Source organism: Pseudogemmobacter lacusdianii, assembly GCF_030848395.1.
Lineage (GTDB): Bacteria > Pseudomonadota > Alphaproteobacteria > Rhodobacterales > Rhodobacteraceae > Pseudogemmobacter > Pseudogemmobacter lacusdianii.
On sequence record NZ_JAVDBT010000003.1, the window covers coordinates 99,942 to 122,658 of the forward strand.

23 protein-coding genes and 1 tRNA gene are annotated in these 22,717 nt (G+C 60.3%); 13 read left to right on the plus strand and 11 right to left on the minus strand.

The window, feature by feature from the left end:
- Window positions 1-23: 23 nt before the first annotated feature.
- Complete coding sequence (locus Q9295_RS03665; protein ID WP_306679149.1) at window positions 24-617, minus strand: nitroreductase family protein; 594 nt, start codon at window positions 615-617, stop codon at window positions 24-26.
- Window positions 618-780: 163 nt separating this feature from the next.
- Between Q9295_RS03665 and Q9295_RS03670 the strand changes: the two genes are divergently transcribed.
- The 6 genes from Q9295_RS03670 (at window position 781) to Q9295_RS03695 (ending at window position 6,394) form a co-directional block, all read left to right on the plus strand.
- Entirely contained in the window at window positions 781-1,707 is a 927-nt protein-coding gene (locus Q9295_RS03670; protein WP_373457420.1) for a DMT family transporter, read from the plus strand.
- A gap of 113 nt (window positions 1,708-1,820) precedes the next feature.
- A complete protein-coding gene (locus Q9295_RS03675) occupies window positions 1,821-2,924 on the plus strand; it encodes an outer membrane protein transport protein (RefSeq protein WP_373457421.1) in 1,104 nt (367 codons plus the stop codon).
- Window positions 2,925-3,035: 111 nt separating this feature from the next.
- A complete protein-coding gene (locus Q9295_RS03680) occupies window positions 3,036-3,914 on the plus strand; it encodes an ATPase (RefSeq protein ID WP_306679151.1) in 879 nt (292 codons plus the stop codon).
- Window positions 3,915-3,954: 40 nt separating this feature from the next.
- The gene (gene metA, locus Q9295_RS03685; protein WP_306679152.1) at window positions 3,955-4,893 is read left to right on the plus strand and encodes a homoserine O-acetyltransferase MetA; all 939 of its coding nucleotides are present in this window, start codon (window positions 3,955-3,957) and stop codon (window positions 4,891-4,893) included.
- A gap of 17 nt (window positions 4,894-4,910) precedes the next feature.
- Complete coding sequence (ppk2, locus tag Q9295_RS03690; protein WP_306679153.1) at window positions 4,911-5,786, plus strand: polyphosphate kinase 2; 876 nt, start codon at window positions 4,911-4,913, stop codon at window positions 5,784-5,786.
- The gene (locus Q9295_RS03695; RefSeq protein ID WP_306679154.1) at window positions 5,783-6,394 is read left to right on the plus strand and encodes a TetR/AcrR family transcriptional regulator; all 612 of its coding nucleotides are present in this window, start codon (window positions 5,783-5,785) and stop codon (window positions 6,392-6,394) included. Before ppk2 ends, Q9295_RS03695 begins: the two co-directional genes overlap by 4 nt.
- A gap of 97 nt (window positions 6,395-6,491) precedes the next feature.
- Here Q9295_RS03695 and Q9295_RS03700 read toward each other — a convergent pair whose 3' ends face one another.
- From Q9295_RS03700 to Q9295_RS03720, 5 genes are all read right to left on the minus strand, one after another.
- Window positions 6,492-7,565, minus strand: a complete 1,074-nt coding sequence (locus Q9295_RS03700; RefSeq protein WP_306679347.1) for an ABC transporter ATP-binding protein — start codon at window positions 7,563-7,565, stop codon at window positions 6,492-6,494.
- A 23-nt stretch (window positions 7,566-7,588) separates the two neighbouring features.
- Window positions 7,589-8,398 (minus strand): ABC transporter permease, encoded by an 810-nt coding sequence (locus Q9295_RS03705; protein ID WP_306679155.1) that lies wholly within the window; start codon window positions 8,396-8,398, stop codon window positions 7,589-7,591.
- Window positions 8,395-9,333: an ABC transporter permease gene (locus Q9295_RS03710; RefSeq protein WP_306679156.1), complete on the minus strand. Its 939-nt coding sequence runs from the start codon at window positions 9,331-9,333 to the stop codon at window positions 8,395-8,397. The genes Q9295_RS03705 and Q9295_RS03710 overlap by 4 nt, the downstream gene beginning before the upstream one ends.
- A 243-nt stretch (window positions 9,334-9,576) precedes the next feature.
- Complete coding sequence (locus Q9295_RS03715) at window positions 9,577-9,834, minus strand: hypothetical protein (protein WP_306679157.1); 258 nt, start codon at window positions 9,832-9,834, stop codon at window positions 9,577-9,579.
- Window positions 9,835-9,975: 141 nt separating this feature from the next.
- Window positions 9,976-11,379: an aminotransferase-like domain-containing protein gene (locus Q9295_RS03720; RefSeq protein WP_306679158.1), complete on the minus strand. Its 1,404-nt coding sequence runs from the start codon at window positions 11,377-11,379 to the stop codon at window positions 9,976-9,978.
- A gap of 86 nt (window positions 11,380-11,465) precedes the next feature.
- Here Q9295_RS03720 and Q9295_RS03725 point away from each other — a divergent pair, with 86 nt between their 5' ends.
- A complete protein-coding gene (locus tag Q9295_RS03725) occupies window positions 11,466-11,687 on the plus strand; it encodes a DUF1127 domain-containing protein (RefSeq protein WP_306679159.1) in 222 nt (73 codons plus the stop codon).
- A 102-nt stretch (window positions 11,688-11,789) separates the two neighbouring features.
- Here Q9295_RS03725 and Q9295_RS03730 read toward each other — a convergent pair whose 3' ends face one another.
- From Q9295_RS03730 to Q9295_RS03745, 4 genes are all read right to left on the minus strand, one after another.
- The gene (locus Q9295_RS03730) at window positions 11,790-12,080 is read right to left on the minus strand and encodes a DUF1330 domain-containing protein (protein ID WP_306679160.1); all 291 of its coding nucleotides are present in this window, start codon (window positions 12,078-12,080) and stop codon (window positions 11,790-11,792) included.
- A 94-nt stretch (window positions 12,081-12,174) separates the two neighbouring features.
- The gene (gene rpsI, locus Q9295_RS03735; RefSeq protein WP_306679161.1) at window positions 12,175-12,675 is read right to left on the minus strand and encodes a 30S ribosomal protein S9; all 501 of its coding nucleotides are present in this window, start codon (window positions 12,673-12,675) and stop codon (window positions 12,175-12,177) included.
- Window positions 12,676-12,677: 2 nt separating this feature from the next.
- Window positions 12,678-13,142 (minus strand): 50S ribosomal protein L13, encoded by a 465-nt coding sequence (rplM, locus tag Q9295_RS03740; RefSeq protein WP_306679162.1) that lies wholly within the window; start codon window positions 13,140-13,142, stop codon window positions 12,678-12,680.
- 188 nt (window positions 13,143-13,330) lie between these two features.
- The gene (locus Q9295_RS03745) at window positions 13,331-14,137 is read right to left on the minus strand and encodes an SseB family protein (RefSeq protein WP_306679163.1); all 807 of its coding nucleotides are present in this window, start codon (window positions 14,135-14,137) and stop codon (window positions 13,331-13,333) included.
- A 256-nt stretch (window positions 14,138-14,393) separates the two neighbouring features.
- Between Q9295_RS03745 and Q9295_RS03750 the strand changes: the two genes are divergently transcribed.
- From Q9295_RS03750 to kdsA, 4 genes are all read left to right on the plus strand, one after another.
- Window positions 14,394-15,635: a Na+/H+ antiporter NhaA gene (locus Q9295_RS03750; RefSeq protein ID WP_306679164.1), complete on the plus strand. Its 1,242-nt coding sequence runs from the start codon at window positions 14,394-14,396 to the stop codon at window positions 15,633-15,635.
- A 268-nt stretch (window positions 15,636-15,903) separates the two neighbouring features.
- Window positions 15,904-16,557, plus strand: coding sequence for an ABC transporter ATP-binding protein (locus Q9295_RS03755; RefSeq protein WP_306679165.1), 654 nt, complete (start codon window positions 15,904-15,906; stop codon window positions 16,555-16,557).
- Window positions 16,541-18,265, plus strand: a complete 1,725-nt coding sequence (locus Q9295_RS03760; protein WP_306679166.1) for a KpsE/RkpR family capsule polysaccharide export protein — start codon at window positions 16,541-16,543, stop codon at window positions 18,263-18,265. The genes Q9295_RS03755 and Q9295_RS03760 overlap by 17 nt, the downstream gene beginning before the upstream one ends.
- Window positions 18,266-18,275: 10 nt before the next feature.
- Window positions 18,276-19,106, plus strand: a complete 831-nt coding sequence (kdsA, locus tag Q9295_RS03765; RefSeq protein WP_306679167.1) for a 3-deoxy-8-phosphooctulonate synthase — start codon at window positions 18,276-18,278, stop codon at window positions 19,104-19,106.
- A gap of 58 nt (window positions 19,107-19,164) precedes the next feature.
- Here kdsA and Q9295_RS03770 read toward each other — a convergent pair whose 3' ends face one another.
- Entirely contained in the window at window positions 19,165-20,337 is a 1,173-nt protein-coding gene (locus tag Q9295_RS03770; RefSeq protein ID WP_373457422.1) for a BaiN/RdsA family NAD(P)/FAD-dependent oxidoreductase, read from the minus strand.
- 71 nt (window positions 20,338-20,408) lie between these two features.
- Here Q9295_RS03770 and Q9295_RS03775 point away from each other — a divergent pair.
- Both Q9295_RS03775 and Q9295_RS03780 read left to right on the plus strand, forming a co-directional pair.
- Window positions 20,409-20,483: transfer RNA gene (locus tag Q9295_RS03775), tRNA-Gln, on the plus strand.
- A 629-nt stretch (window positions 20,484-21,112) separates the two neighbouring features.
- On the plus strand, window positions 21,113-22,699 hold the full coding sequence (locus tag Q9295_RS03780) for a flavin monoamine oxidase family protein (RefSeq protein WP_306679169.1): 1,587 nt from the start codon (window positions 21,113-21,115) through the stop codon (window positions 22,697-22,699).
- Window positions 22,700-22,717 lie beyond the last annotated feature (18 nt).

Below are 22,717 nucleotides of genomic sequence, written 5' to 3' on the forward strand. Positions count from 1 at the left end.
AAAGGAGCCGAGCCGCAGGCATTTTAGAAGCTGCCGTGGAAGGCGATTTCCGCCATCTCCAAGCGGTCGCTCGGCACTTCGCGCTCGCGCAGGCCTTCGGGCAGCGACTCGGGCGCGCCGATATAGCCGACAGCGGCAACCGCATGGATCGTGTGGCCGGCGGGCAAGTTCAGCGCCTCGGCCAGTGCTTTGGGATCAAAGCCGCCCATGCCATGCGCGTAAAGACCCACTTTGGCCGCTTGCAGGGCCAGGCTCATCCAAGCCGCCCCAGTGTCAAACCCAGCCCAGACGTTGGTCTTGGTCTCGCCGTCCATGCCGGTCATCTCATCTTTCGACGCAAAGACCACCAACGCCGAAGCCTTCTCGGCCCAGCCGCGGTTGAACGGCACCAGACCCGACAAGATGGCGTCAAAACCGGTCTCGCCGCGCAAGGCCCAAGCCATACGCCAAGGCTGCAGGTTCATGGCCGAAGGCGCCCAGCGGGCGGCCTCAAGCAAAACCGTCATCTGCTCGGCGGTCATCGTGGCATCGGTATAGGCGCGGGGTGACCAACGGGCCGGGAACACCGGATCAACGGGCAAAGCGGATTGCCGCGCAACGGGGGACTGAACTGTCATCGGGGGAACCTGTCGTTTTAGTGTAAAGGCAAATGCACGGGCGGTGATCTGCGCTTGGTGCGCAAATTTTGCAACACCCCCAATCGCAGGGCGATATGTTCACTGACGCACAGCGGGACGGAAGTCATGGACTTTTCGTCAGGCCGCCGTCACTGATCTTGGCATGAAACCCCTGTATGAGGCCGACATGACCATCCCAGACCGCGCCAATCCCCAGCCTTTGCGGGCAGCGGCTTGGATGATGGGCTCGATCGCGGCTTTTACGGGCATGGCGATTGCTGCGCGATCTATTCAAAGCGCGCATGACACATTCGAGATCTTGGGGTTTCGGTCCCTGCTCGGGGTGGGTCTCGTGCTCCTTCTGGCCACGGCCAGCGGCAGAACCGGCAGGATCGCCACGCGCCGCCTGCCAAGCCATGCCCTGCGCAGCGTTGTGCATTTTACCGGACAGGCCTTGTGGTTCTGGGCGCTGACCCAAATCCCCTTGGCACAGGTCTTCGCGCTGGAATTCACCTCACCGCTTTGGGTGATCTTGCTCGCGCCCTTGTTTTTAGGCGAGCGCCAAACCCGCAGCCGCCTGGTCGCGGCGGGCATCGGTTTTTGCGGCATCCTTCTCGTCGCCAACCCCGACTTCAGCCGCCTTGAACTGGGCGTCTTGGCCGCGGCTTTGTCGGCCGTGTTCTTTGCCAGCTCCGTCATGCTGACCAAAGCACTGACGCGGGGCGAGGATCTTTTCGCGATTCTTTTTTGGATGTGCCTGTTGCAAAGCGGGCTTGGCCTCGGGCTTGCGCTTTGGGATGGCGAGATCCGTTGGCCCACCTCTGCCAGCCTGCCTTGGCTGGCGTTGATCGGGCTGGCTGGGGTTGGGGCACATCTGTGTCTGACGCGGGCGCTGCAACTTGCCCCTGCATCTTTCGTCGGCCCGATCGACTTCGTCCGCTTGCCGCTCATCGCGCTGATCGGCGTTGGATTTTATGATGAGCGCCTGCCTTGGACGCTGGCGCTGGGGGCTGGGCTTATTCTTGCAGCCAATCTGCTCTCTATTCGGGCCGAGGCATTGCGGGCCAAAGAGACGCCCGCGCAGAATTGACAAATGGTGCCACAGCCGACAACTGCCCCTCACAAAGTGGTGACGTGGCGTCATTGATTGACCCAAAATGTCGCACCTCCTAGCCTGAATCTAGGGGAAATCCTTTGAGGGGGATGAGGACAGTGAAACGTATCTTAACGAATACGGTGGCCTTTGGCCTTGCGGCCGGTGCGGCCCATGCTGGGGGGATTGAACGCTCTCATTCCCCCTATGCGATCCTGTGGGAGAGCGGCAATTACGCCGAGCTTTCCTTCGCTTATGTAAAGCCCAAAGTCTCGGGGACGGTCGGGGGTGGCGCAGTGAGCTCGGGTGATATGGCGGGGGATTACAGCCAGATCGGCCTTGGCGTGAAATATGCCATCAATGACCAACTCGATCTGGCAGTGGTGATCGATCAACCGATGGGAGCCGATATCGCTTATTCGGCGCCGGTCGGAGGGCTTTACCCGCTGGCGGGCTCGACCGGCAACATCGACTCTGTCGCGGTGACCGCTTTGGCGCGCTACAAATTCGATGGTGGCTTCTCGGTCCATGGCGGGATCAAGGCGCAGCGTTCCAACGGGGATGTTAGTCTGCCTTTCGTCGGCGCCGGCTATACGATGCAGACGTCAAAAGAGACTGATCTCGGCTATATCATCGGTGCAGCTTACGAAAAGCCCGAGATCGCATTGCGGGTAGCCCTGACCTATCAATCTTCGATCACGCATAACTTCACCTCGGTCGAGACTGGACTCGGCGGCCTGAGCGGGACCGGAAGCTTCGAGACCGAGGTGCCACAGGCTCTGACCTTGGACTTCCAGTCCGGCGTGGCGGCCGATACTTTGGTGTTCGGCTCGATCCGTTGGCGCGAATGGACGGCCTTTGACATCAGCCCGCCCGGCTATGGCAACCCCTTGGCGGTGGGCGAAGCTCTGGTCGAATACAATGATGACGTGGTGACCTACACCTTGGGTGTGGGGCGTCGTTTCAACGAGAACTGGGCTGGTGCGATCTCGATTGGCTATGAAGGCTCGGGCAGTTCGACCGTTGGCAACCTTGGTCCGCATGATGGGATGCGCAGCATCACGTTGGGCGGCACCTACACCCAAGACAATATGAAGATCACCGCTGGTGTCAGCTATATCGACATTGGCGATGCGGTGACCAACACCATTAACGGCGTCTTCACCGACAATTCTGGCGTCGGTTTTGGGATGAAAGTCGGCTACAGCTTCTGATCGCTCCGGAAGCTGTGCGCCAGAGCCCCGCCCCTCACCGGGCGGGGTTTGTCATTGCCCCTGCCCGCTGCCAGCGTTAACAAAAGCGCTGCCAGACCAGAGGGCCCGACGATGATCTATCCCACCGCTGACGCTTATCGGCAGGCCAGCCACCGGCGCGTGATGCTGTTTGGCATGTCGGGCCTTGGTAAGACGCATCTGTCGAACATGCTGCGCGATGCGCCGCGCGAGAAGGGCGGCGGCTGGTTCCATTATTCGGTCGATTACCGGATTGGCACCCATTACATGGGCGGCTTCATCGCCGATATGTTCAAGCGCGAGGCGATAAAGAACCCGCTTCTGCGTGAGTTGTTGCTCTCGGATTCGGTCTATATCGCCTCGAACATCACCTTCGACAATCTGGCGCCGCTCTCGACCTATCTAGGCAAGCCCGGTGATCCGGCGAAGGGCGGCCTGCCCTTTGAGGAGTATCTCAAGCGCCAAGAGCAGCATCGCGAGGCCGAGATCGCCGCAACCTTGGATGCCGCGCGCTTTATCGAGCGGGCCGAGGAGATCTATGGCTACCGCGATTTCATCTGCGACACCTCGGGCTCGATCTGCGAGGTGGTTGAGGCCACGGATGCCCATGATAGCGTCATGGAGCAATTGTCGCAGACCCTGTTGCTGGTCTGGATCAAAGGGACCGAAGATCACCGCGAAGAGCTGATCCGCCGCTTTGACCGCGCGCCTAAGCCGATTTATTACCAACCCGACTTCCTGCGCGGGCTTTGGGCGGAATATCTTGCGCAGGAAAGCAAGCCCGAGGATCAGGTCGATCCCGATGCCTTCCTGCGCTTTGGCTACGCCCGCTTGCTCAGCCATCGCCAACCACGCTACGAGGCGATGGCGCGCTGGGGCGTCACCGTCACCGCCGAAGAGGTGGCCGATGTACGCACCCCCGAAGATTTCGACCGCCTGATCGCGCGCGCGATCGACCGGCGGGCGATTTGAACGCCTTACCATCCATGTTTATCATCAGGAGCTGAGAGTTATGCCCATTACCCTGCCCGAAACCCTGCCCGCCTTTGACGTGCTGCGGTCCGAGGGCGTTATGGTCATGTCTCCCGATCGTGCGGCCCAGCAAGACATCCGGCCGCTGAAGATCGCGCTTTTGAATTTAATGCCAAAGAAGATCCAGACCGAGAACCAGTTCGCGCGTCTGATCGGTGCCACGCCCTTGCAGATCGACCTGCATCTGGTGCGGATGTCCGACCACCAATCGCGCAACACCGCCGCCGAGCATATGGAGACCTTCTACCGCCCCTTCCAAGATGTGGCGGCCTCGGGTGAAAAGTTCGATGGTATGATCATCACCGGCGCTCCGATTGAACATCTCGACTTTGCCGAGGTGGATTATTGGGAGGAGCTGCGGGAGGTGATGGATTGGACGCAGAGCCATGTGCACTCCACCTTCGGCGTCTGCTGGGGCGGCATGGCCATGATCAACCATTTCCACGGCGTGCAGAAATATCCCTTGCAGGCCAAGGCCTTTGGCTGTTTCCGTCACCAGAATGTCTCGCCCACCGCGCCCTTGCTGCGCGGTTTCTCGGATGATTTCGTGATCCCGGTCAGCCGCTGGACCGAAGTGCGCCAATCTGAAATTGACGCCGCCCCCGGGCTGCGCACCCTTTTGGGCAGTGATGAGGTTGGTCCCTGTCTGGTGGAAGATCCGGCGCACCGGGCCTTCTACATCTTCAACCATTTCGAATATGACAGCGATACGTTGAAACAAGAATATGACCGCGACGTGGCGCAAGGCACGCCGATCAACGTGCCGCAGAATTACTACCCCGAGAATGATCCTGCGCGCCCGCCGACCAACCGTTGGCGCAGCCATGCGCATTTGCTTTATGGCAATTGGATCAATGAGATCTACCAGACCACCCCCTTCGACCTTACCAAGATCGGCACCACAGCCATCGACGAGTGACCCTATAGGAGTGCGCCATGGACCTGCCCTTTGACGGAGCGATCAGCCGGTATTTCCGCGAAGAGGCGCCGAAAGCGGTGCGCAAGGCGATTGAAAAGGATGACGGCAACGACATCCTCACCGCCTCTTATCCCTATCGGGAGGATATGAAGGGCAAGGATTACGACGCCCATATGGCGGCGTTGCAGATCGAACTGGTGAAGATGCAGGCCGATGTGAAGGCCACCGGCAAAAGGCTGGTGGTGCTTTTTGAGGGCCGCGATGCGGCGGGCAAAGGCGGCACCATCGATCGGCTGCGCGAGAACCTGAACCCGCGGCAGGCCTATGTCGTCGCTTTGCCCAAACCCACCGAGCGGGAAGCCAGCCAATGGTATTTCCAGCGCTATATCGACTGGCTGCCGGCGGCCGGAGAGATCGCTCTTTTTGATCGCAGCTGGTACAATCGAGCGATTGTTGAGCATGTCTTTGGTTTCTGCACCGAAGAAGATCGCGCGAAGTTCTTCCGCCAACTGCCTGAATTTGAACAGATGATCGTGGATGAGGGCATCACCTTCGTCAAAATCTGGCTTGAGGTCGGTCAGGCAGAGCAACTCCAACGCTTCCTTGACCGCGAGAGCGATCCTTTAAAGCAGTGGAAGCTCTCGGCCATCGACGTGCAGGGCTTGGCGAAATGGGACGCTTACTGCGCCGCCATCGATGAGACGATGGAGCGCAGCCATTTCAAACATGCGCGCTGGACGGTGATCTTGTCGGATGACAAGAAACGCGCCCGGATCGCGGCGGTTCAGTCGGTGCTCTCGGCGCTGGATTATAAGGGCAAGGACAAAGAGGTGATCGGCAAGATCGATGCCAAGATCTGCGGCGGTCCTAGATTGCGGCCCTCCAAGCCATGAAACGCGGCTACCACCACGGCAACCTGCGCCAAGCCTTGGTCGAGGCCGCATTGGCTCTGATTGCCGAGAAAGGCCCGCAGGGCTTCACCCTCTCTGAGGCCGCCAAAACGGCCGAGGTGACCCCCGCCGCCGTCTACCGCCATTTCGCCGGACGCGACGACCTTTTGGCCGAGGTGGCACGGCAAGGCTTTGATATCTTTGCGGCTTTGATGGAATACGCTTGGGCCGAGGGCCAGCCGAGCCCGATTGCGGCCTTTGAGGCCACGGGGCGCGCCTATCTCGCCTTCGCGCGCCGTTATCCCGGTCATTATCAAGCGATGTTTGAAAGCGGCTTGCAGCCCGCCGATCACCGCGATCTTGCCGCTGTGGCGGCCAAGGCGCGGGATGTGATGGACCGCGCGGCGCAGGCCATCACCGCGACCCTGCCCGAGACGCACCGCCCGCCCGCGACGATGATCTCGGCCCATATCCGGGCGCTGTCGCATGGTGTGGTGGAGCTTTATCTGCGCGGCAATGGCGGCGGTGCGCCCTTCCCGCCCGAGGATCTTTTGGAAAGCGCCACTGGCATCTATCTGCGGGGATTGGGGCTTTTGCCACCCGATCGGTGAGCCGGGAGGCGTTCGGCAGGCGGGGGCATTCTGCCCCCGCACCCCCTGAGAGTATTTTAGTCAAGATGAAAGGCGAGAAGGCTCGCCTTCCAATAGTTTAGCGGAAGAGCACCAAAGCTTCAGGGCTCCACGCCACTTGCACTTTTGAGCCCACATCCATGATCGGTCGTCCCGGCACGTTGCGCATCGAGAGCCGCACTTCGACATCGGTGCCGCCCAGATAGACGTCGTAATAGGTCATATCGCCGAAGTAGATCACCTCGTCGATCACCCCATCGACCACTTGGTCATTCGGCACTTGGCCGGGGTAGAGCAGCGTCAACGTTTCGGGGCGCAGGCCGATGACTGGCGCTTCGCCGCGCGCGGGCGGGGCTTGGCTGGCGTCGAGGGTCACGCGGCCAAGGCCCTTGGCTTCCACCTCGATCTTGCCGCTCTCATCCGACAAGATCTCGGCCGGCACAAAGTTCATCGTGCCGATGAAATCCGCAACCTTCTTCGAGTTCGGGCGGCGATACAGAGTCTCTGGATCAGCCAACTGCGCGATCTCGCCCTCAAACATCACCGCGATCCGGTCGGACATGACCAAAGCCTCTTCTTGGTCATGGGTGACCAAGACGAAGGTGATGCCGACCTGACGTTGCAGACGGATAAGTTCGACCTGCATATGCTCGCGCATTTTCTTGTCCAAGGCCGAGAGCGGCTCGTCCAAGAGAAGCACTTTCGGCTTCAAGATCAGCGCCCGAGCCAAGGCGACGCGCTGACGCTGGCCGCCCGACAAGGCATGTGCGGCGCGGTTGCCGTAGCCTTTCAGCCCGACCATCTCCAAAGCCTCTTCCACCGCTGCGGCTTTCTCGGCCTTCGAGCGCGGATCGCGGCGCAGGCCAAAGCCCACATTCTCGGCCACCGACATATGCGGGAAGATGGCGTAGCTTTGGAACACCATATTCGTTGGCCGCACGTTGGCGGGCACGTCTTGCATCGATTTGCCGTCGATCATCACCACGCCCGAGGACAGATCCTCAAACCCCGCGATGGTGCGCAAAAGCGTGGTCTTACCGCAACCCGAAGGGCCCAGAAGCGAGAAGAACTCACCGGCTTTGATGGTGCCGTTGATCCCGCGCAAGGCGTGATAATCGCCGTAATATTTATGGACGTCCCGGAATTCGATCATCACGGGCTTTTCATCGGATGTTGTCACAGGAAGCCTCCGCTATCCTTCCCGCCCGCCTTGGCCACGCCGCGGCGACGGAAATATTCGGCAATTGTCAGCAAGATGATCGAGAAAGCGACCAGCATCGTCCCCAAGGCCAGAACCGGAGGCACTGTTGCGGGGAAACGGAAGGCCGTGAAGATGAAGACCGAAAGCACCGGCTCACCGCCGCCAAGGAAGTTGGCGATGATGAATTCATCGATCGAGATGGTGAAAGTGATCAGGAAGCTTGCCATGATGCCCGGCATCACCAAGGGCAGCACGATCAGCCGGAATGTGCTCCAAGCGTTCTCGCCCAGGTCAAGTGCCGCCTCTTCCAGGGATTTGTCCAGCGTCTGGAAGGCAGAGGTCAGGATCGCCACCGCAAAGGGCATGCACATCAGCACATGGCCCAAGATGATGGTGAAGAGCGAAAGCTTGATCCCCATCGCCAAGAGAAGCACGAGAAGCGACATCGCCACGATCATCTCGGGCAATACCAGCGGCACCATGATCGAGCCCATCACCAGCCCCTTACCGGGCCAAGAATAGCGAACGGCCGAACGGGCGGCGAGGATGCCAAGCACGGTCGCCAGCGTTGCCGAGGAGAGCGAGACGATCAGGCTGTTCACCAGGGCCTTACGCAGGTTGGTGTTGGCCAGCATCTCGCTGAACCATTGGGTGGTGAAGCCTTGCAGCGGGAAGGCCACGGTGGTCGCATTGTTAAAGGCGAACATCGGCAGAATGATGATCGGCGCGTAAAGCACGATCAGGTAGAAGATCGTGTAAGAGCGCAGCCCCAACCCCTTTTTCATTTGCGCACCCCCAGGAAGCGACGGTTGGCCAGCACGAAGATCAGCGCCAAGATCCCTACGATCAGCATCGAGCTGACCGCCAGCGCCGCGCCCATCGACTGGTTGCGCAACTTCCACATTTGGGTCTCGATGAAATTGGCGATCATTGGCACCTTGCCACCACCGATAAGCTCGGGCGTGACATAGTCTCCCACGGTCGGGATGAAGACGATCAGCACCGCCGCCACAACGCCTGCCATCGACAAAGGCAAGGTCACGCGCAGGAACGTGGTCCAGCGGCTTTCACCAAGGTCCTGACCAGCTTCCAGAAGGCTGTGGTCCACCTTCTCAAGGCTCACAAAGATCGGCAGCACTGCGAAGGGCGCATAGGCATGGCTGAGCGTGATGATGATCGAGGCGGTGCCATATTGCAGCAGGTTAAGCGGTTGATCGATGATCCCGACCGCCCCCAAAGTCGCATCTACCGCGCCGTCATATCCAAGGATCGTGCGCCACAAAGCCACGCGGATCACATAGCTCGTCCAGAAAGGAATGGTGATCAGAAAGAGCCACAACGCCTTTTTCGAAGGCGCCACGTGGAAGCTGACGTAATAGGCGACCGGATAGGCCAAGACCACGGTCGTCAGCGTCACCAAAGCCGCCACGAAAAGCGAGCGCAGCATCGCCGTGGTGGTGGCTTGCGCCATCCGCACGTCCGTAGAGCTGCAGCTCTCGCTGGCGGAGAGGCAGAAGAGCTTGGCATAGTTCGACAAAGTGAACTGAAGGTCCTGCCCCTCTTGCAGCGGCAGCGCGACTTTGGCGCCGCCTTGCAACCCGACAAAGGACAGACCAAACACCAGCAGTAAAGGCGCGGCCAGCATCAGCAGCACATAGACTGCGGGCACCGAAACCAAACTCCAACCGGCTCTTGTCTCGGCTGTTGGTGTATTCGCCATTGCTCCCCCTGAATGCCTGTTAAGGCCTTAAGCGACGCCAGCCTTCGGGTGGTCTTTTGAGCCCGCCGGTTTGATCAAATCCTGACCTCGGATTCGAAGAAATTCAATTCATCATTTCTGTTCTGATTGTTCAATGTGCAATCAGCGCGCATGGGGCGGCGCAGGGCGAAGGTCTGTAACCTCTGCGCTCTCACGCTTGCAAAGCTGTGACCGCCCTGCCCGGCACTAATGGCGTTGCAAAGCCTAACCTTGAATGCGTTCGATGGAAATTGCGCGCTTTTTCAGCTCATCATAAAGTGTCGGTAGAATCCGATCTGCGCCCACGGCCACCCGCAGCGCGTCAGAAAGCCGCGCCTCCGCGCCGCGCGCCGCGGCCACGCGCCAGATCATCCGACGCGTCACACCATCATCATAAACGATCTCAGTCTCGCCAGCGCGCACGCGCCAGCCAAGGAAATCCGCGCCACCATGTGGCGCGTGAAAGCTGGCCTGATGTCCCATTTTGGGCTCTTTCATTGTGTTATCTGCTCGGCTGCCAGCCTGAGGGGGTGCTGCCGTTACCGTCAACGCAACTCACCGTGTTCGCGCAGATAAGTCCATTGGATGAGTCAATTTCGCCACAAAATCCCTAAGGTTTGGGGCTTAGGCCGCAAGATCCGACGGTGGGTTGCGCAAGAGCCGGGCCAAGGTCTCAAGCCCAGCCTCGAACTCGGGCCGTGGGATCGCCCCTGCCACCGCGAGCCGCACGGCATTGGGGGCCTTGCCGCCGATCAGCGCATATTCATCGGCCGGGCGTACCAGCACCCCCTCGGCCTCGGCGTAGCGGGTGAAGGCCGAGGCGCGCCAGCCCATCGGCATGCGAAGCCAAACGAATGGGACGCCGGGTTGCCAGCTGAGATCGAAAGTGCCCAAGTGATTGACCATTAGCTGCAATCGCTCGGCAAATTCGGCCTGCACCCGCGCCTTGATCGCCGCCGCCTCACCGCTGGCGAAAAGCCGCAGACACATCTCGGATACCGGGCGCGGCAGCGCGTAGGAGGCATGTTGCGCCGCCAAGCGCCCCGCCTCGCCCATGCCCGTGGGGCAAACGATATAGCCAAAGCGCAGAGCGGCAGAGATGGTTTTAGAGACCGAACCGACCATCCAGACCCGCTCGGGCGCCAAAGCGCGCAGCGAAGGAATGTCGCTTTCGGCCACGGAATAGCAATCATCTTCAATGATTTGCAGATCAAAGGCCCGGGCGATATTGGCGATTTCAACACGCCGATCCAAGGGCATACGGCCAGTGGTTGGGTTCTGCGCTTCGGTGGTCAGGCATAGAACTTGCGCCGAGTGGCGCCGGCAAGCAGCCTCAAGCGACGCCGGGATGACGCCGTGTTCGTCGATCTCAATCCCCACCACATCTGCGCGCGCGGCGCGGGCAGAGTATCGAAAGCCGGGATAGGCCAGCTCTTCGATCAGCACTGCAGGACGATCGCCGCGCAGGCAGCAGTCCAAGATCAAACCAAGCGCATTCTGCCCGCCTGCCGAAAGCGCGATATCCTCGGCCGAGAATGGGCCCAGGCTGCGATCACCGAGCCATTTCACCACCTCATTCCGCAAGGGCGCCTCGGCGCGCTGGCTGGTGTAATCAAGCCATGAGGCATCCATCTCGTTTGCCATGGCGGACAAGGTGTTGCGAAAGGCCTCGGCCTGCCCAACGTCGGGCACTTGCGGCGGGCGCAGATCAATAAGGTTCGGGGTGCCCGGCACAATCCGCTCATTATAAAGAGATTGTGTCGGTCCGAGTCGGGGCATTTGTGCTGCGACAAAGGTGCCGCGCCCGACAGTGGCTGCCAAAAGCCCCTCTTGTGTGGCCAGCTGATAGGCCCGCGCCACCGTTCCGGGCGTCAGGTGTAGCCGCCACGCCAGGTCGCGTACCGTTGGCAACTGACTTCCCGCCGGAAGCTCGCCAGACCGGATGGCATCGCGCAAGGCGCGGCTTAAGCCAAGGTACTTTGTACCAGGATATTGACTCAGATCTGGCTGCCAACTTGTATCAGTCACAAAGTACCTCTGGCGCGGATGCTGGTAGGATTGCTATGATACATTTACACAGTTTTCGATTTTGTATCAACACAAAGGAGAGGTCCATGTCGCGCACAGCCTCGCATAGCCTTGCCCTGCATCCGGTGACCAAGCTGCCGCCGCTGTCGCGCCTGCTGGTCACCGCCGGTCTTACGCTTGCCAACTGGGAGGAGCGTCGCCGCTCACGCCAGGCGCTGGCGCGGCTGACTGAGCAGCAATTGCAGGATATTGGCATGGCTCCCGCTGTCGCAGCGCTTGAGATCGCCAAGCCCTTTTGGGTCGCCTGAGCCGAGGTTCAGCCCCATCCCGAGGTTACCCCGAGACCCTGGGGGCCGGAGATCCGGTCCCCTTTTTTGTTTCAGTAATCTGAGGTCAGCCCCGGCTCACCGTCAAAGATTGCCCGCAAAGATCACAAGATCCCGGCTCGAGGCTTTATGTGTGAGGGCCGCCGCCGCCTTGTAGTCCGAATCATTGAAGCAAGCCTGCGCCGTCGCGAGATCGGCGAATTCCACCAAGAGCATACGCGTCGTGTCTTGCCGCGCCTCGGCCAATTGCGGGCCGCCTTCGCGGATCACCTTTGCGCCATAGCGCGCGGCAATCGGTGCCCAAAGCCGCCCATATTCGGCCTGCGCCTCGGCATCCGTCACCGCGGTGCCAAGGATCATCCAATAACCCTTCATCTGCATTCCTCCTGAAGTTGCGGCAGGCTAACCCTTGATGTGCAAAAGAAAAAGGCCCGCAGAAGCGGGCCTTTTCCAAAGAAGATCGTACAGATCAGCGCTTCGAGAACTGGAAGCTACGACGGGCTTTCGCCTTACCGTATTTCTTACGCTCGACGACGCGGCTGTCGCGGGTCAGGAAGCCAGCGGCTTTCAGAGCGCCACGCAGAGCGGGTTCATAAAGCTGCAGAGCTTTCGAGATGCCGTGCTTCACAGCGCCAGCTTGGCCCGAGAGACCGCCGCCAGCCACGGTTGCGTAAACGTCGAATTGACCTTCAACGTTTGCAACTTGGAACGGCTGACGCAGGATCATCTGCAGAACCGGACGTGCGAAGTAGAGCGTGTAGTCGACGTACTCGCCCTTGTTGTTGCGGATCAGGAACTTGCCCGAACCCGGCTTCACCCAAACGCGGGCGACAGCGTCTTTACGCTTGCCGGTTGCATAGGCGCGGCCCAGTTTGTCGCGCATCGGCTCACGCGGAGCAGCCACGGCAGCAGCCGGGGTGGCGGAGCCGACGGCGGATTTCAGGTCGTCGAGAGACTTGATATCGGACATGATCACGCGCTCCGGGTGTTTTTCGGGTTCAGGACTTTGACATCCAGAACGGTCGGCTGCTGCGCTTCATGCGGATGCTCGGCGCCTGCGTAAACGCGCAGGTTGGTCATCTGCTGACGACCCAGGCTGTGACGGGTGATCATACGCTCAACAGCTTTGGTCACGACACGCTCGGGGAACTTGCCTTCCAGCACTTGACGTGCGGTGCGCTGCTTGATGCCACCCGGGTGGCCGGTGTGCCAGTAGTACACCTTCTCATCACGCTTTTTACCAGTCATCTGGATTTTGTCAGCGTTGATGATGATGACGTTATCACCCATGTCCATGTGGGGGGTGAAGGTCGGCTTGTTTTTGCCGCGCAGGATATTGGCGACGATCGTAGCGAGGCGGCCCAGAACGACGCCTTCAGCGTCGATCAGGATCCACTTCTTCTCGATGTCCGCCGGAGTAGCGGTGAAGGTTTTCATCGTGAGTCCCAACGAAAAAGAGGCAACATGCCCCCGTGAATTCGGATGGGGGGCTTATCGCTGATGGATAGGATCAGGTCAAGCGTGGCACAAAAGAATAAATCAAGTAAAAACAATGACTTATAATTGCGGTATCATGATACCCCAAGTTTTTATGCGCCGCGCAGCGGAATGCGGCCGCCTTTGGCCTAACGTAGCTTCGGCGGCTTGGCGGGATCAGAGCCGGGCGCGGCGCGGGGCGGTTTGACCTCATGGCTTTCCGGACGGGTCAGATCAAAGCGCAAACCGATCTTGCCCATCGCCGCAGCGGCGGGCTCATCTGAGGCAAGGAACACCACGTCCAACTCACCCAGCTCGACGCCCGAAAAGACCAAGGCTTCGCGGACCGCGCGGGCCAAAGCCGGTTCAGCCCCTTCGGCGGCATCTAGAAAAGCCAGCACATGGCCATGCCGTGCTGCCGCGCCCTCCGCTGCCCCATAGACGACGCCGCAAAGCACGGCTGCCGTCGCCAGACCCTCAGCCCGCGCGAGTTTGGCATCGAGCCCGGTCAGCACATTTTCCGGCACCGAAGGCGCCATGAAACGCTCCGGCATGGCTTCGGCCTCTTCCGGCCCGCCTTCCAAGGTTTCAGCCAGCCAATCCAAAGCCTCGGGCGGCAAGAGCATGGCCGAGGGCGCCACATCGAGGTTCACCCCCATGCCGATGTCTTGCCCTTTCAGCATACCCGCCAAGACCCGGCCCGGCAAAGCAGCATAAGGCGCGACCCCGCCGGAAAACTCGGCCAGCCGCTCTTCGCGGTCAAAGACCAGAACCATCCGGCCGCTTTCCACCTCAAAGATACGCGGCTCTAGCGTGTCGCCCTCGGCCTCACGCTCAAGCAGGATGAACAACTCACCATCCGCCAGCCTTTCGTAAAAGCGCAGGCGGGCGGTCTCATCCTCGGGATTGGCCGAGACGGCGGCATGGGCGGCATCAAGCAAGGTTACAACGGTCATGGGGCCTCCATCAAAGGGCGCAAGCTTTGGCCTGTGGCGGGTCTAAAGATCCGGGCGCGGCGGACATGCCCTCGCCCTATTGCGGCGCGCGGGCTGCGGCAAGGGGAAGATGCCCCGTCGCCGCGTAACCAAGGGGGTAAGGAAGAGATAAGGCTTGGTCCTTGGTTGCAACACCTGACCAGCCATTGCAGGCCACCGGCTTGTCGCGCCCCCCCGTGGCGCGCTACCCAAGGCCAAAGAAGCATCGGCAGGTATCATGTATCGGATCTCGCGCTTTGTTGGCCTTTTGGGGCTGGCCCTGCTTATGGGCATTTTGGTGGCCACGACTTGGGTGAACCTGCACCCGGCCAGCTATTATGATTTCATCGAATGGCATCTGGCCCAGTTCGCTTTGCCGCAATGGATTTGGCGCGGCACGGTGTCGATCACCCCGTTTATGGTGGTGGCCGATATGCTGATGGCTTTTTTCTTTTTCTTTATCGCCAAAGAGTTGTGGGAATCCTTGGTGCTGGAGCGCGGCGCTTTGGCCGGGCGCGGGGCGGTGTTTCCCTTGGGCCTTAGCCTTGGCGGCATGATCGGCGCGGGAACCGTTTGGCTTGTGCTGCAAGCCGCGATTGAGACCGCCGAGGAGGCGAGTTTCGGCCAAGGCTGGACGGTGCCTTTGGGCAGCGATCTGGTGCTGGCCTATCTGGTCGGGCGGCGGCTTTTTGCGCCCGGTGATCCGGCCTTGCAGCTTTTGCTGCTGCTTGGGATCACCACCGATATTCTGGCGCTTTTGGTGCTGGGTCTGAGCAATCCCAACCTCTCGCTGCGGCTTTTGTGGCTTGCCCTGCCGCTGCTTGCCAGCCTGACCGTCTGGGCGCTTTACGGCCGTGCCGCAGGTCCCAAAGCGAGCGAGCGGCAAAAGCGCGCCGGCCAAGCGCTTTGGCCCTATCTGATTGCCGGGGCGCTGTCGTGGTTTGGCACGGCGGCCTCGGGGATGCCGGCGGCTTTGGGGCTGTTGCCAGTGATCCCGGCCATCGCCCATGCCAATCGCAGCTTTGGCCTTTTCGCCGAGGCCGAGGATCTGCTGCATGATCCTTTGAACCGGCTGGTGCAGCTTTTGGCTTGGCCCTTGGTGGCGGTTCTGTTCCTCTTTGGTCTGATCCGCGGCGGCATTGACCTGCAAGCCTTTGCGCCCACCACTTGGGTCACGCTGGGGGCAATGTGGATCGGGCGGCCCTTGGGGATGCTGCTCGCAGGGCTTGTGTTGATCCGTGCTTTCGGCCTGCGTCTGCCCGAGACGATCACTCTGGGCGATCTGGGGCGCATCGCATTGGTGCTGGCGATGGGCTTCACAGTGCCAGCGATCGCGATCTCCTCATCGCTGCCCGGAGGCGCGATGCAAGAGGCGGCGCGGTTGGGGCTGGCGCTCTCGCTTTTGGCGGGTGCGCTGGCCGCCGCCCTACCCCGCGCAGCACCGCCGCCGCCCGGTCCTGCAAACCACTGGCGGGGATAAGCAGCCTCACCCGTTACCCCGCTGACATCACGCAATAAGCTTTTCATTGTCGTGCCCGTTGAAGGCAGACATAATGCGGCCCCAAAGGCAGCCTAGATCTTTATAAGCCAACCCTAGAGGCCCTCTGCATCACAAGGCTTTGGGGAGGGCTGGCTCTGCGGCGCAGTGTAACGGTGATTGAGGCAGTAAGGTTGCGCATCTGGATGCGGCATCGGGCAGGAAAGAGGCGGGCCGCGCAAGGGAAAGCGCATCGCCCGCAATCACAGACATGATTGAATTTAGAAATGTCTCCAAATCGTTCTGGACCGGCACCCGCAGGAAGGTGATCCTCAACAATGCCTCGTTCCGGGTAGAGCTGGGGCGCTCTTTGGGGATTTTGGCGCCGAATGGCACCGGCAAGACCACGATCATCCAGATGATGGCAGGCTTGGAACAGCCCGATGAGGGAGCGATCACCCGCACCAGCCGGGTGTCTTTCCCCTTGGGGTTCATGGGCGGCATTGCGGGCAAGCAATCGGCTCTGGAGAATTCTCGCTATATTGCCAAGCTCTATGGGCTAGACCCCGATTACATCGAAAGCTTCTGCCGCTGGCTGTGCAATCTTGGCGAATATTTCGAAATGCCGGTCAGCACCTATTCGTCTGGCATGAAATCGCGCTTCACTTTCGCGCTGATGCTGGCCTTGGATTTCGACATCTATCTGATCGACGAAGGCATGCCCTCGACCGGCGATGTTGAGTTCAACCGCAAGGCCGGCGGCTTGCTGCGCGAGCGACTGAAACATGCCACCGTTGTCATCGTCTCGCATCAAGCGCAGACGCTTGAGAAATTCTGTCGGCAGGCGGCGGTCTTGAAAGATGGCCAGCTTTATATGTTCGACACCCTCGAAGAAGCGAAACGCCTCTATGACTACTCAGCTTAAGGCAGCCCGGTACAACATCCGCCGCCCCGAGCCCGCCGCGCGCGCGCCATCGGCACCTGTGAAGCGCCCGGTCGCGGAGGCTTTGGCGGCAGCGGCGCGCGGCGATGATATGCCCTTTGCCACCCATGATGATGGGTTTGGCGATCAGGTCTTCCCGGGTGCTGCGGCCGCAGCACCCAGCGCCCGCACATCGCCCGCCCGCACATCGCTCGTCCGCCCGATGAACGGTGCCGAAGCTGAAGGCCAGCTGGATGCGATCCGTAAAGAGGGCCTTACCGGGCGGCAGCTTCGCATGGCGCGGCGGCTGGCGCAGCGCCACAATCTGCCCGCAACATCAGACTTTGATGCCGTGCGGCTTTTGCGGCAAGCCGGGGTTGATCCTTTCCAACGCACCTCGATGCTGGACATGGTGTCGGCTGAGCCCGATGAACCGGCAACTGCGGCTGACACAGCTGCCGCCCCCAGCCGTGCGCTGACGGCCCTGCCGGGAGACGGCGTGCGCCTGCCCCAGACGATCAGGCCAATGCAACTGCCCTCAAACGAGCAGCGCGCCGAGGTGAATCACGCTGCCGAAATCCTGAAGATGCAGGAGCAGATCGCCCGGCGTCGCAAAAAGAAACTCACGCTTCTGGCCGCGCGGATGTTTGTCTTCATCGGCCTGCCGACGCTGATTGCCGCTTGGTATTTCGCCGTGGTGGCGACCCCGCTTTACGCCACTAAGACCGAATTCATCATCCAGACCGCCGAACCTGCGGCGGCTGCGGGTCTTGGTGGGCTGCTCACCGGCACTCCTGCCGCGAATATGCAAGATTCGATCACGGTGCAGAGCTACCTGATGTCCAAAGGTGCGATGCAGAGGCTTGAGCAGGATGTCGGATTCCGCGCCGCCTTCGAAGCCGATACGATCGACCCCGTACAGCGCCTTGCCACCGACGCGAGCGAGGACGCCGCTTATAAGCTTTACGGCAAGCATATGGTGATCTCTTACGACCAGAGCGAAGGCCTGGTGAAGATGGAGGTCATCGCCCCAGATCCGGCGCTTGCGGTGGAATGGTCGAAAAAGCTGGTCAGCTACGCCGAAGAGCAAGTTGACCATATGTCCAAGCGCCAGCGCGACAACACCATGCTGGATGCGCAAAACACCTATGAGGCCGCGCAAGCCGAGGTTTTGGCCGCGCAACGGCGCGTGATCGATCTGCAAGAGAAGTTCAAAGTCCTCTCCTCAGAGGTTGAGGTCACGCTTTTGACCCAGCAGATCGCTGCCTTGGAGACGCAGTTGACACAAGAGCGGCTGAGCCTTGCCCAAATGGAGTCGAACACCACCCCCAACCAAGCCCGGATGGAGCCGGTGAAGCGTCGCATCGCCACTTTGGAAGAGCAGATCGCCATTCTGCGCGCGAAATTGACCGATGGTGGTGTGGATGGCCAGTCTCTCGCCCATATCCAAGGTGAGCTTTTGATCGCGCAGGCCGATGTGCAAACCCGGCAGATGATGCTGGCGCAAAGCCTGCAAGCAATGGAGAATTCGCGCATCGAAGCCAGCCGCCAAGTGCGCTATCTTGCGGTTTCGGTGGAGCCCATCGCCTCGGACACCCCTGCCTATCCGCGCGCCTTTGAGAATACGCTCGTGACCATGCTTATTCTTCTGGGCATATATCTGATGATCTCGATGACGGCATCGATCCTGCGCGAACAGGTCTCGGCTTAAGGAAATGATGATGAAGACGGTAAAGATTGGGCCCTTGGCCTGCGGCAATGATTTGCCTTTGACGGTGATTGCGGGGCCTTGCCAGTTGGAAAGCCTTGACCATGCGCAGATGATCGCAGGCCGCATGGCCGAGGCCTGCGCGGCGGCTGGGGCCTCTTATGTGTTCAAAGCGAGCTATGACAAAGCCAATCGGACTTCGCTTTCCGGGCGGCGCGGCATGGGGATGGAAGCCGGGCTCAAGGTGCTTGAGACGATCCGCGCCACCGGCATTCCGGTGCTGACCGACATCCATGATGAGGCGCAAGCGCGTGAGGCGGCTACGGTGGTGGATGTGATCCAGATCCCGGCCTTCCTCTGCCGCCAGACCGATCTTTTGCTGACCGCCGGCAAGACCGGCGCGGTGGTGAACATCAAAAAGGGCCAGTTCCTCGCCCCTTGGGACATGCCCAATGTTGCCGACAAAGTCGCCAGCACCGGCAATGATAAGATCCTGCTGACCGAGCGTGGCGCGAGTTTTGGCTATAACACACTTGTCGCCGATATGCGCAGCCTGCCCACCATGGCGCGCACCGGCTATCCGGTGATTATGGATGCCACCCATTCGGTGCAGCAACCCGGCGGCATGGGCGGCAGCTCGGGCGGGCAGCGCGAATTTGCGCCGCTGATGGCGCGCTGCGCGGTGTCGATCGGCATTGCGGGCGTGTTCATCGAGACCCATGAAGACCCCGACCGCGCGCCCTCGGACGGGCCGAATATGGTGCGGCTGGATGAGATGGCGGCTTTGGTCGAGACGCTGATGGCGTTTGACCGGCTGGCGAAGGCCAATCCTTTGCGGGTCTAAGCCCTTGCGAATCATGAAGTTAAAAGGGCCGGGCATTCCCCGGCCCTTTTTCTTAACGTCAGGCCACCTGCCCTGCGGCCCAACCGCTCGACCAAGCCCATTGGAAGTTATAGCCGCCAAGCCAGCCGGTGATATCCACCACCTCACCGATGAAATAGAGCCCCGGCACCGATTTGGCCTGCATGGTCCGCGCATCCAGTGCATCGGTATCCACGCCGCCCAGAGTGACCTCAGCCGTGCGATAACCCTCTGAGCCGACCGGCATCAGCCGCCAATCGCGCAAGCCAGCCGCAATGGCATCAAGCCGCGCGCCGGAAAGCTCGGCCATTGGACCGCGCTCTTGGAAAACTTCGGCGAGGTGCTTGGCCAGCCGCTCCGGCACGATTTGCGCCAAAGCCGTGCCCAGCTGGCTGCGCCCCGCCGTCCGCTTAGCCTCACGCAGAAGCGCTGCCGGATCGGTGCCGGGGCAAAGATCAAGACTGATCGGCTCGCCCTCGCGCCAGTAGCTGGAGATCTGGAGAATCGCCGGGCCCGAAATCCCGCGATGGGTGAAAAGCACCGCCTCGGGGAAGGTCTTGCCGCCCGCTGTCGCCCGGCCCTGCACCGCGACGCCCGCCAAAGGCTTGATCCATTCCAGCTCTTGCTCGGCAAAGGTCAAAGGCACCAGGCCCGGCCGCGTCTCGGTCAGCGGCAGGCCAAAGCTTTCGGCGATCTTATAACCATAGCCCGTCGCTCCCATCTTCGGGATCGACTTGCCGCCAGTGGCCACGATCACCGCCCGCGCCTCTTGCACGCCGCGCTTGGTCTCGACCCGGAAGATGTCACCGTCCTTGGTGACCGCGCCCAACTCGCATCCAGTCCAAAGCGTCACGCCAGAATCGGCCATGTCGCGCAGGAGCATGTCGATAACCTGAGTCGAAGGCCCGTCACAGAAGAGCTGTCCGAGGGTTTTTTCGTGCCAAGTGATTCCTGCCGAATCGATTCGCGCGATAAAGTCCCACTGCGTGAACCTTTTCAGCGCAGAAATCGCAAACCTTGGATTTCGCCCAAGAAATTTCTCAGCCGAGACCCCGAGGTTGGTGAAGTTGCACCGCCCCCCACCCGAGATTCGGATCTTTTCCCCGACTTTTGCAGCATGATCCACCACCAGAACCCTGCGCCCACGCCGTCCGGCCTCGACTGCGGCGGCCATTCCAGCGGCCCCTGCACCCAACACCATAACATCCCACATACTTTTCCTCATTTTTTCCCAGACACCCCCTTGCAGTCCCCAGACCACTTAGCTAGATACCGCCTCACGGTTGGGGCGTCGCCAAGCGGTAAGGCAGCGGTTTTTGGTACCGCCATACCCAGGTTCGAATCCTGGCGCCCCAGCCAACCACTTCCTGCGAAGGAAGCAAATCTTCCCAAAGACTTACCGGAAAGACGGCGGCTGAAAGGCCCCAAAGATTGCCCCGCGTCTAACGGGGCTTTTGCGCTTTGTCGATGCGGAATGGTGCAGGTTCCCATCATGCCTAATCCTCTGAAATCCCCCCGAGAACCTGCGCCCCTACTGCCGCCGGGCGTATCAACATGTTCGCGTACGGGATCGGCCTCATCCTCTGACTTGATCTGTGTGAGATGGCAGCTTCGATGAAGCCGGGTTTAATGGGCGCGAAATCACCTGCGCTGACCTAGTAACGGTGGCACACTTATTCGAATCGAACGCTTCCGGAACACGAGCAAAGCTTAGGCCGCCCCGAAGCACGGATTCCTTGCCGCGGAAGTTGATTCCTTCAAAGTGATGGCAGTTTTCGCGACTGGGTCGGACCAGCCCCCGGCTGCGCGGGATGCCTTTGGCAATCGAGGGCTTGCAGAGCTGACATCGGAACTTTTTCGCGGTCTCCGCGTTATCCCTCACTGGGGTCGCCATCTCAAGCGTTCCGCTAAGGTTACGCCCTGATTCACGACCTCTGTTGAGCCAATTGTTTTAAGCCAGACGCGCCTTTCAGAACAGGGATGTAAAAATGGTAGATCACATAAGCGGGATGACACGCAGGGGCGTGCTAACGATGATCGGCCTCGCGGCGGGGGCATCGGCCATGTACACGGCGATGGCCGGTATGGGCCTTGCGGGGACCTCTAATTACAAGGGCCCGATCAAGCTTGAGGGTGATCCGAAGGGAACCTCTGTCCTGATCCTCGGTGCGGGGCTTGCCGGCCTGACGGCGGCGCTGGAGCTGCACAATGCGGGCTATAAGGTGCAAGTGCTGGAATACCGCGAGAAAGCCGGTGGCCGTTGCTGGACGCTGCGCGGGGGCGAAACCTACACCGAGCTTGGTGGTTTCAAGCAAGAGGTCAAGTTCACCGAAGGTAACTATCTGAACGCGGGCCCTTGGCGGATCCCCTCTGACCATTATGCCGTGCTTGATTATTGCCGCCGCTTTGGCGTGAAGCTTGAGCCCTTCATCCAGCAAAACTACAATGCCTATCTGCACAACAGCCAAGCCTTTGGCGGCAAGCCGCAGCGCTTCAAAGAGATCCAAGCCGATTACCGCGGTCAGATTTCGGAGCTTTTGGCCAAAGCGGTCGACCAAAAGAAGCTCGACGGCCCGCTGACCGATGATGACGCGGCCTTGTTGGTGGAATCCCTCAAGCGCTACGGCGTTTTGGACGAGAACCTGGCTTATGTGAAATCTGACGCCACCTCGATCTATCGCGGCTGGGCGAAAGAGCCTGGCGGTGGTGTGGATGCAAAAGGCGAGCCGTCGGACATCATTTCACTGTCAGATATCCTGCAAGGCCGGCTCTGGCAGGATTTGATCACCGGCGAATCTATTGACCACCAAGCGGGAATTTTCCAGCCCGTCGGCGGTATGGATATGATCGCGCAAGGCTTTGAGCGCGAAGTCAAAGATCTGATCACTTACAACGCAAAGGTCATCAAGATCGAAGGTAGCGAGACAGGGGTCAGCGCGACTTATGTCGACAGCAATGGGGGCACGGCAGAGAAAACTGTCTCGGCGGATTATTGCATCTGCACCATCCCCTTCTCGGTGCTGAGCCAGATCGAGCACAACTTCAGCGGTGAAATGACGGAGGCGATCGACAGCGTCCCCTATGCATCCTCGATCAAAGTCGGGCTCGAGTTTAAGCGTCGGTTCTGGGAAGAGGATGAGCATATCTATGGCGGCATCAGCTATACCGACACGCCGATCACGCTGATTTCCTATCCTTCGAATGATTATCTCAGCAAAGGGCCCGGCGTTTTGCTTGGCGCTTATTCATGGGGCGCGGCCTCTTACCAGTTCAACGCCATCCCTGCGGAAGAGCGGATCGAGATTGCCCTGAAATATGGTGAGATGATCCACAAGCAATATCGCGATGAGTATTCGAACGGCGTGACCGTCGCGTGGCACAGGGTTCCGTGGACGTTGGGCTGCTATGGCGAATGGCGTGACCAAGAGGCGCATTACGACAATGCCTGCAAGATGGACCAACGCACGCTGATGGCGGGCGAGCATATCTCATATCTGCCGGCCTGGCAGGAGGGCGCCATTCTCTCGGCGTTGAACGCGATTGAGCGGCTGCACAAAATCGTCACTGCGGCTTGATGTGAAGAAAGGGAAGAA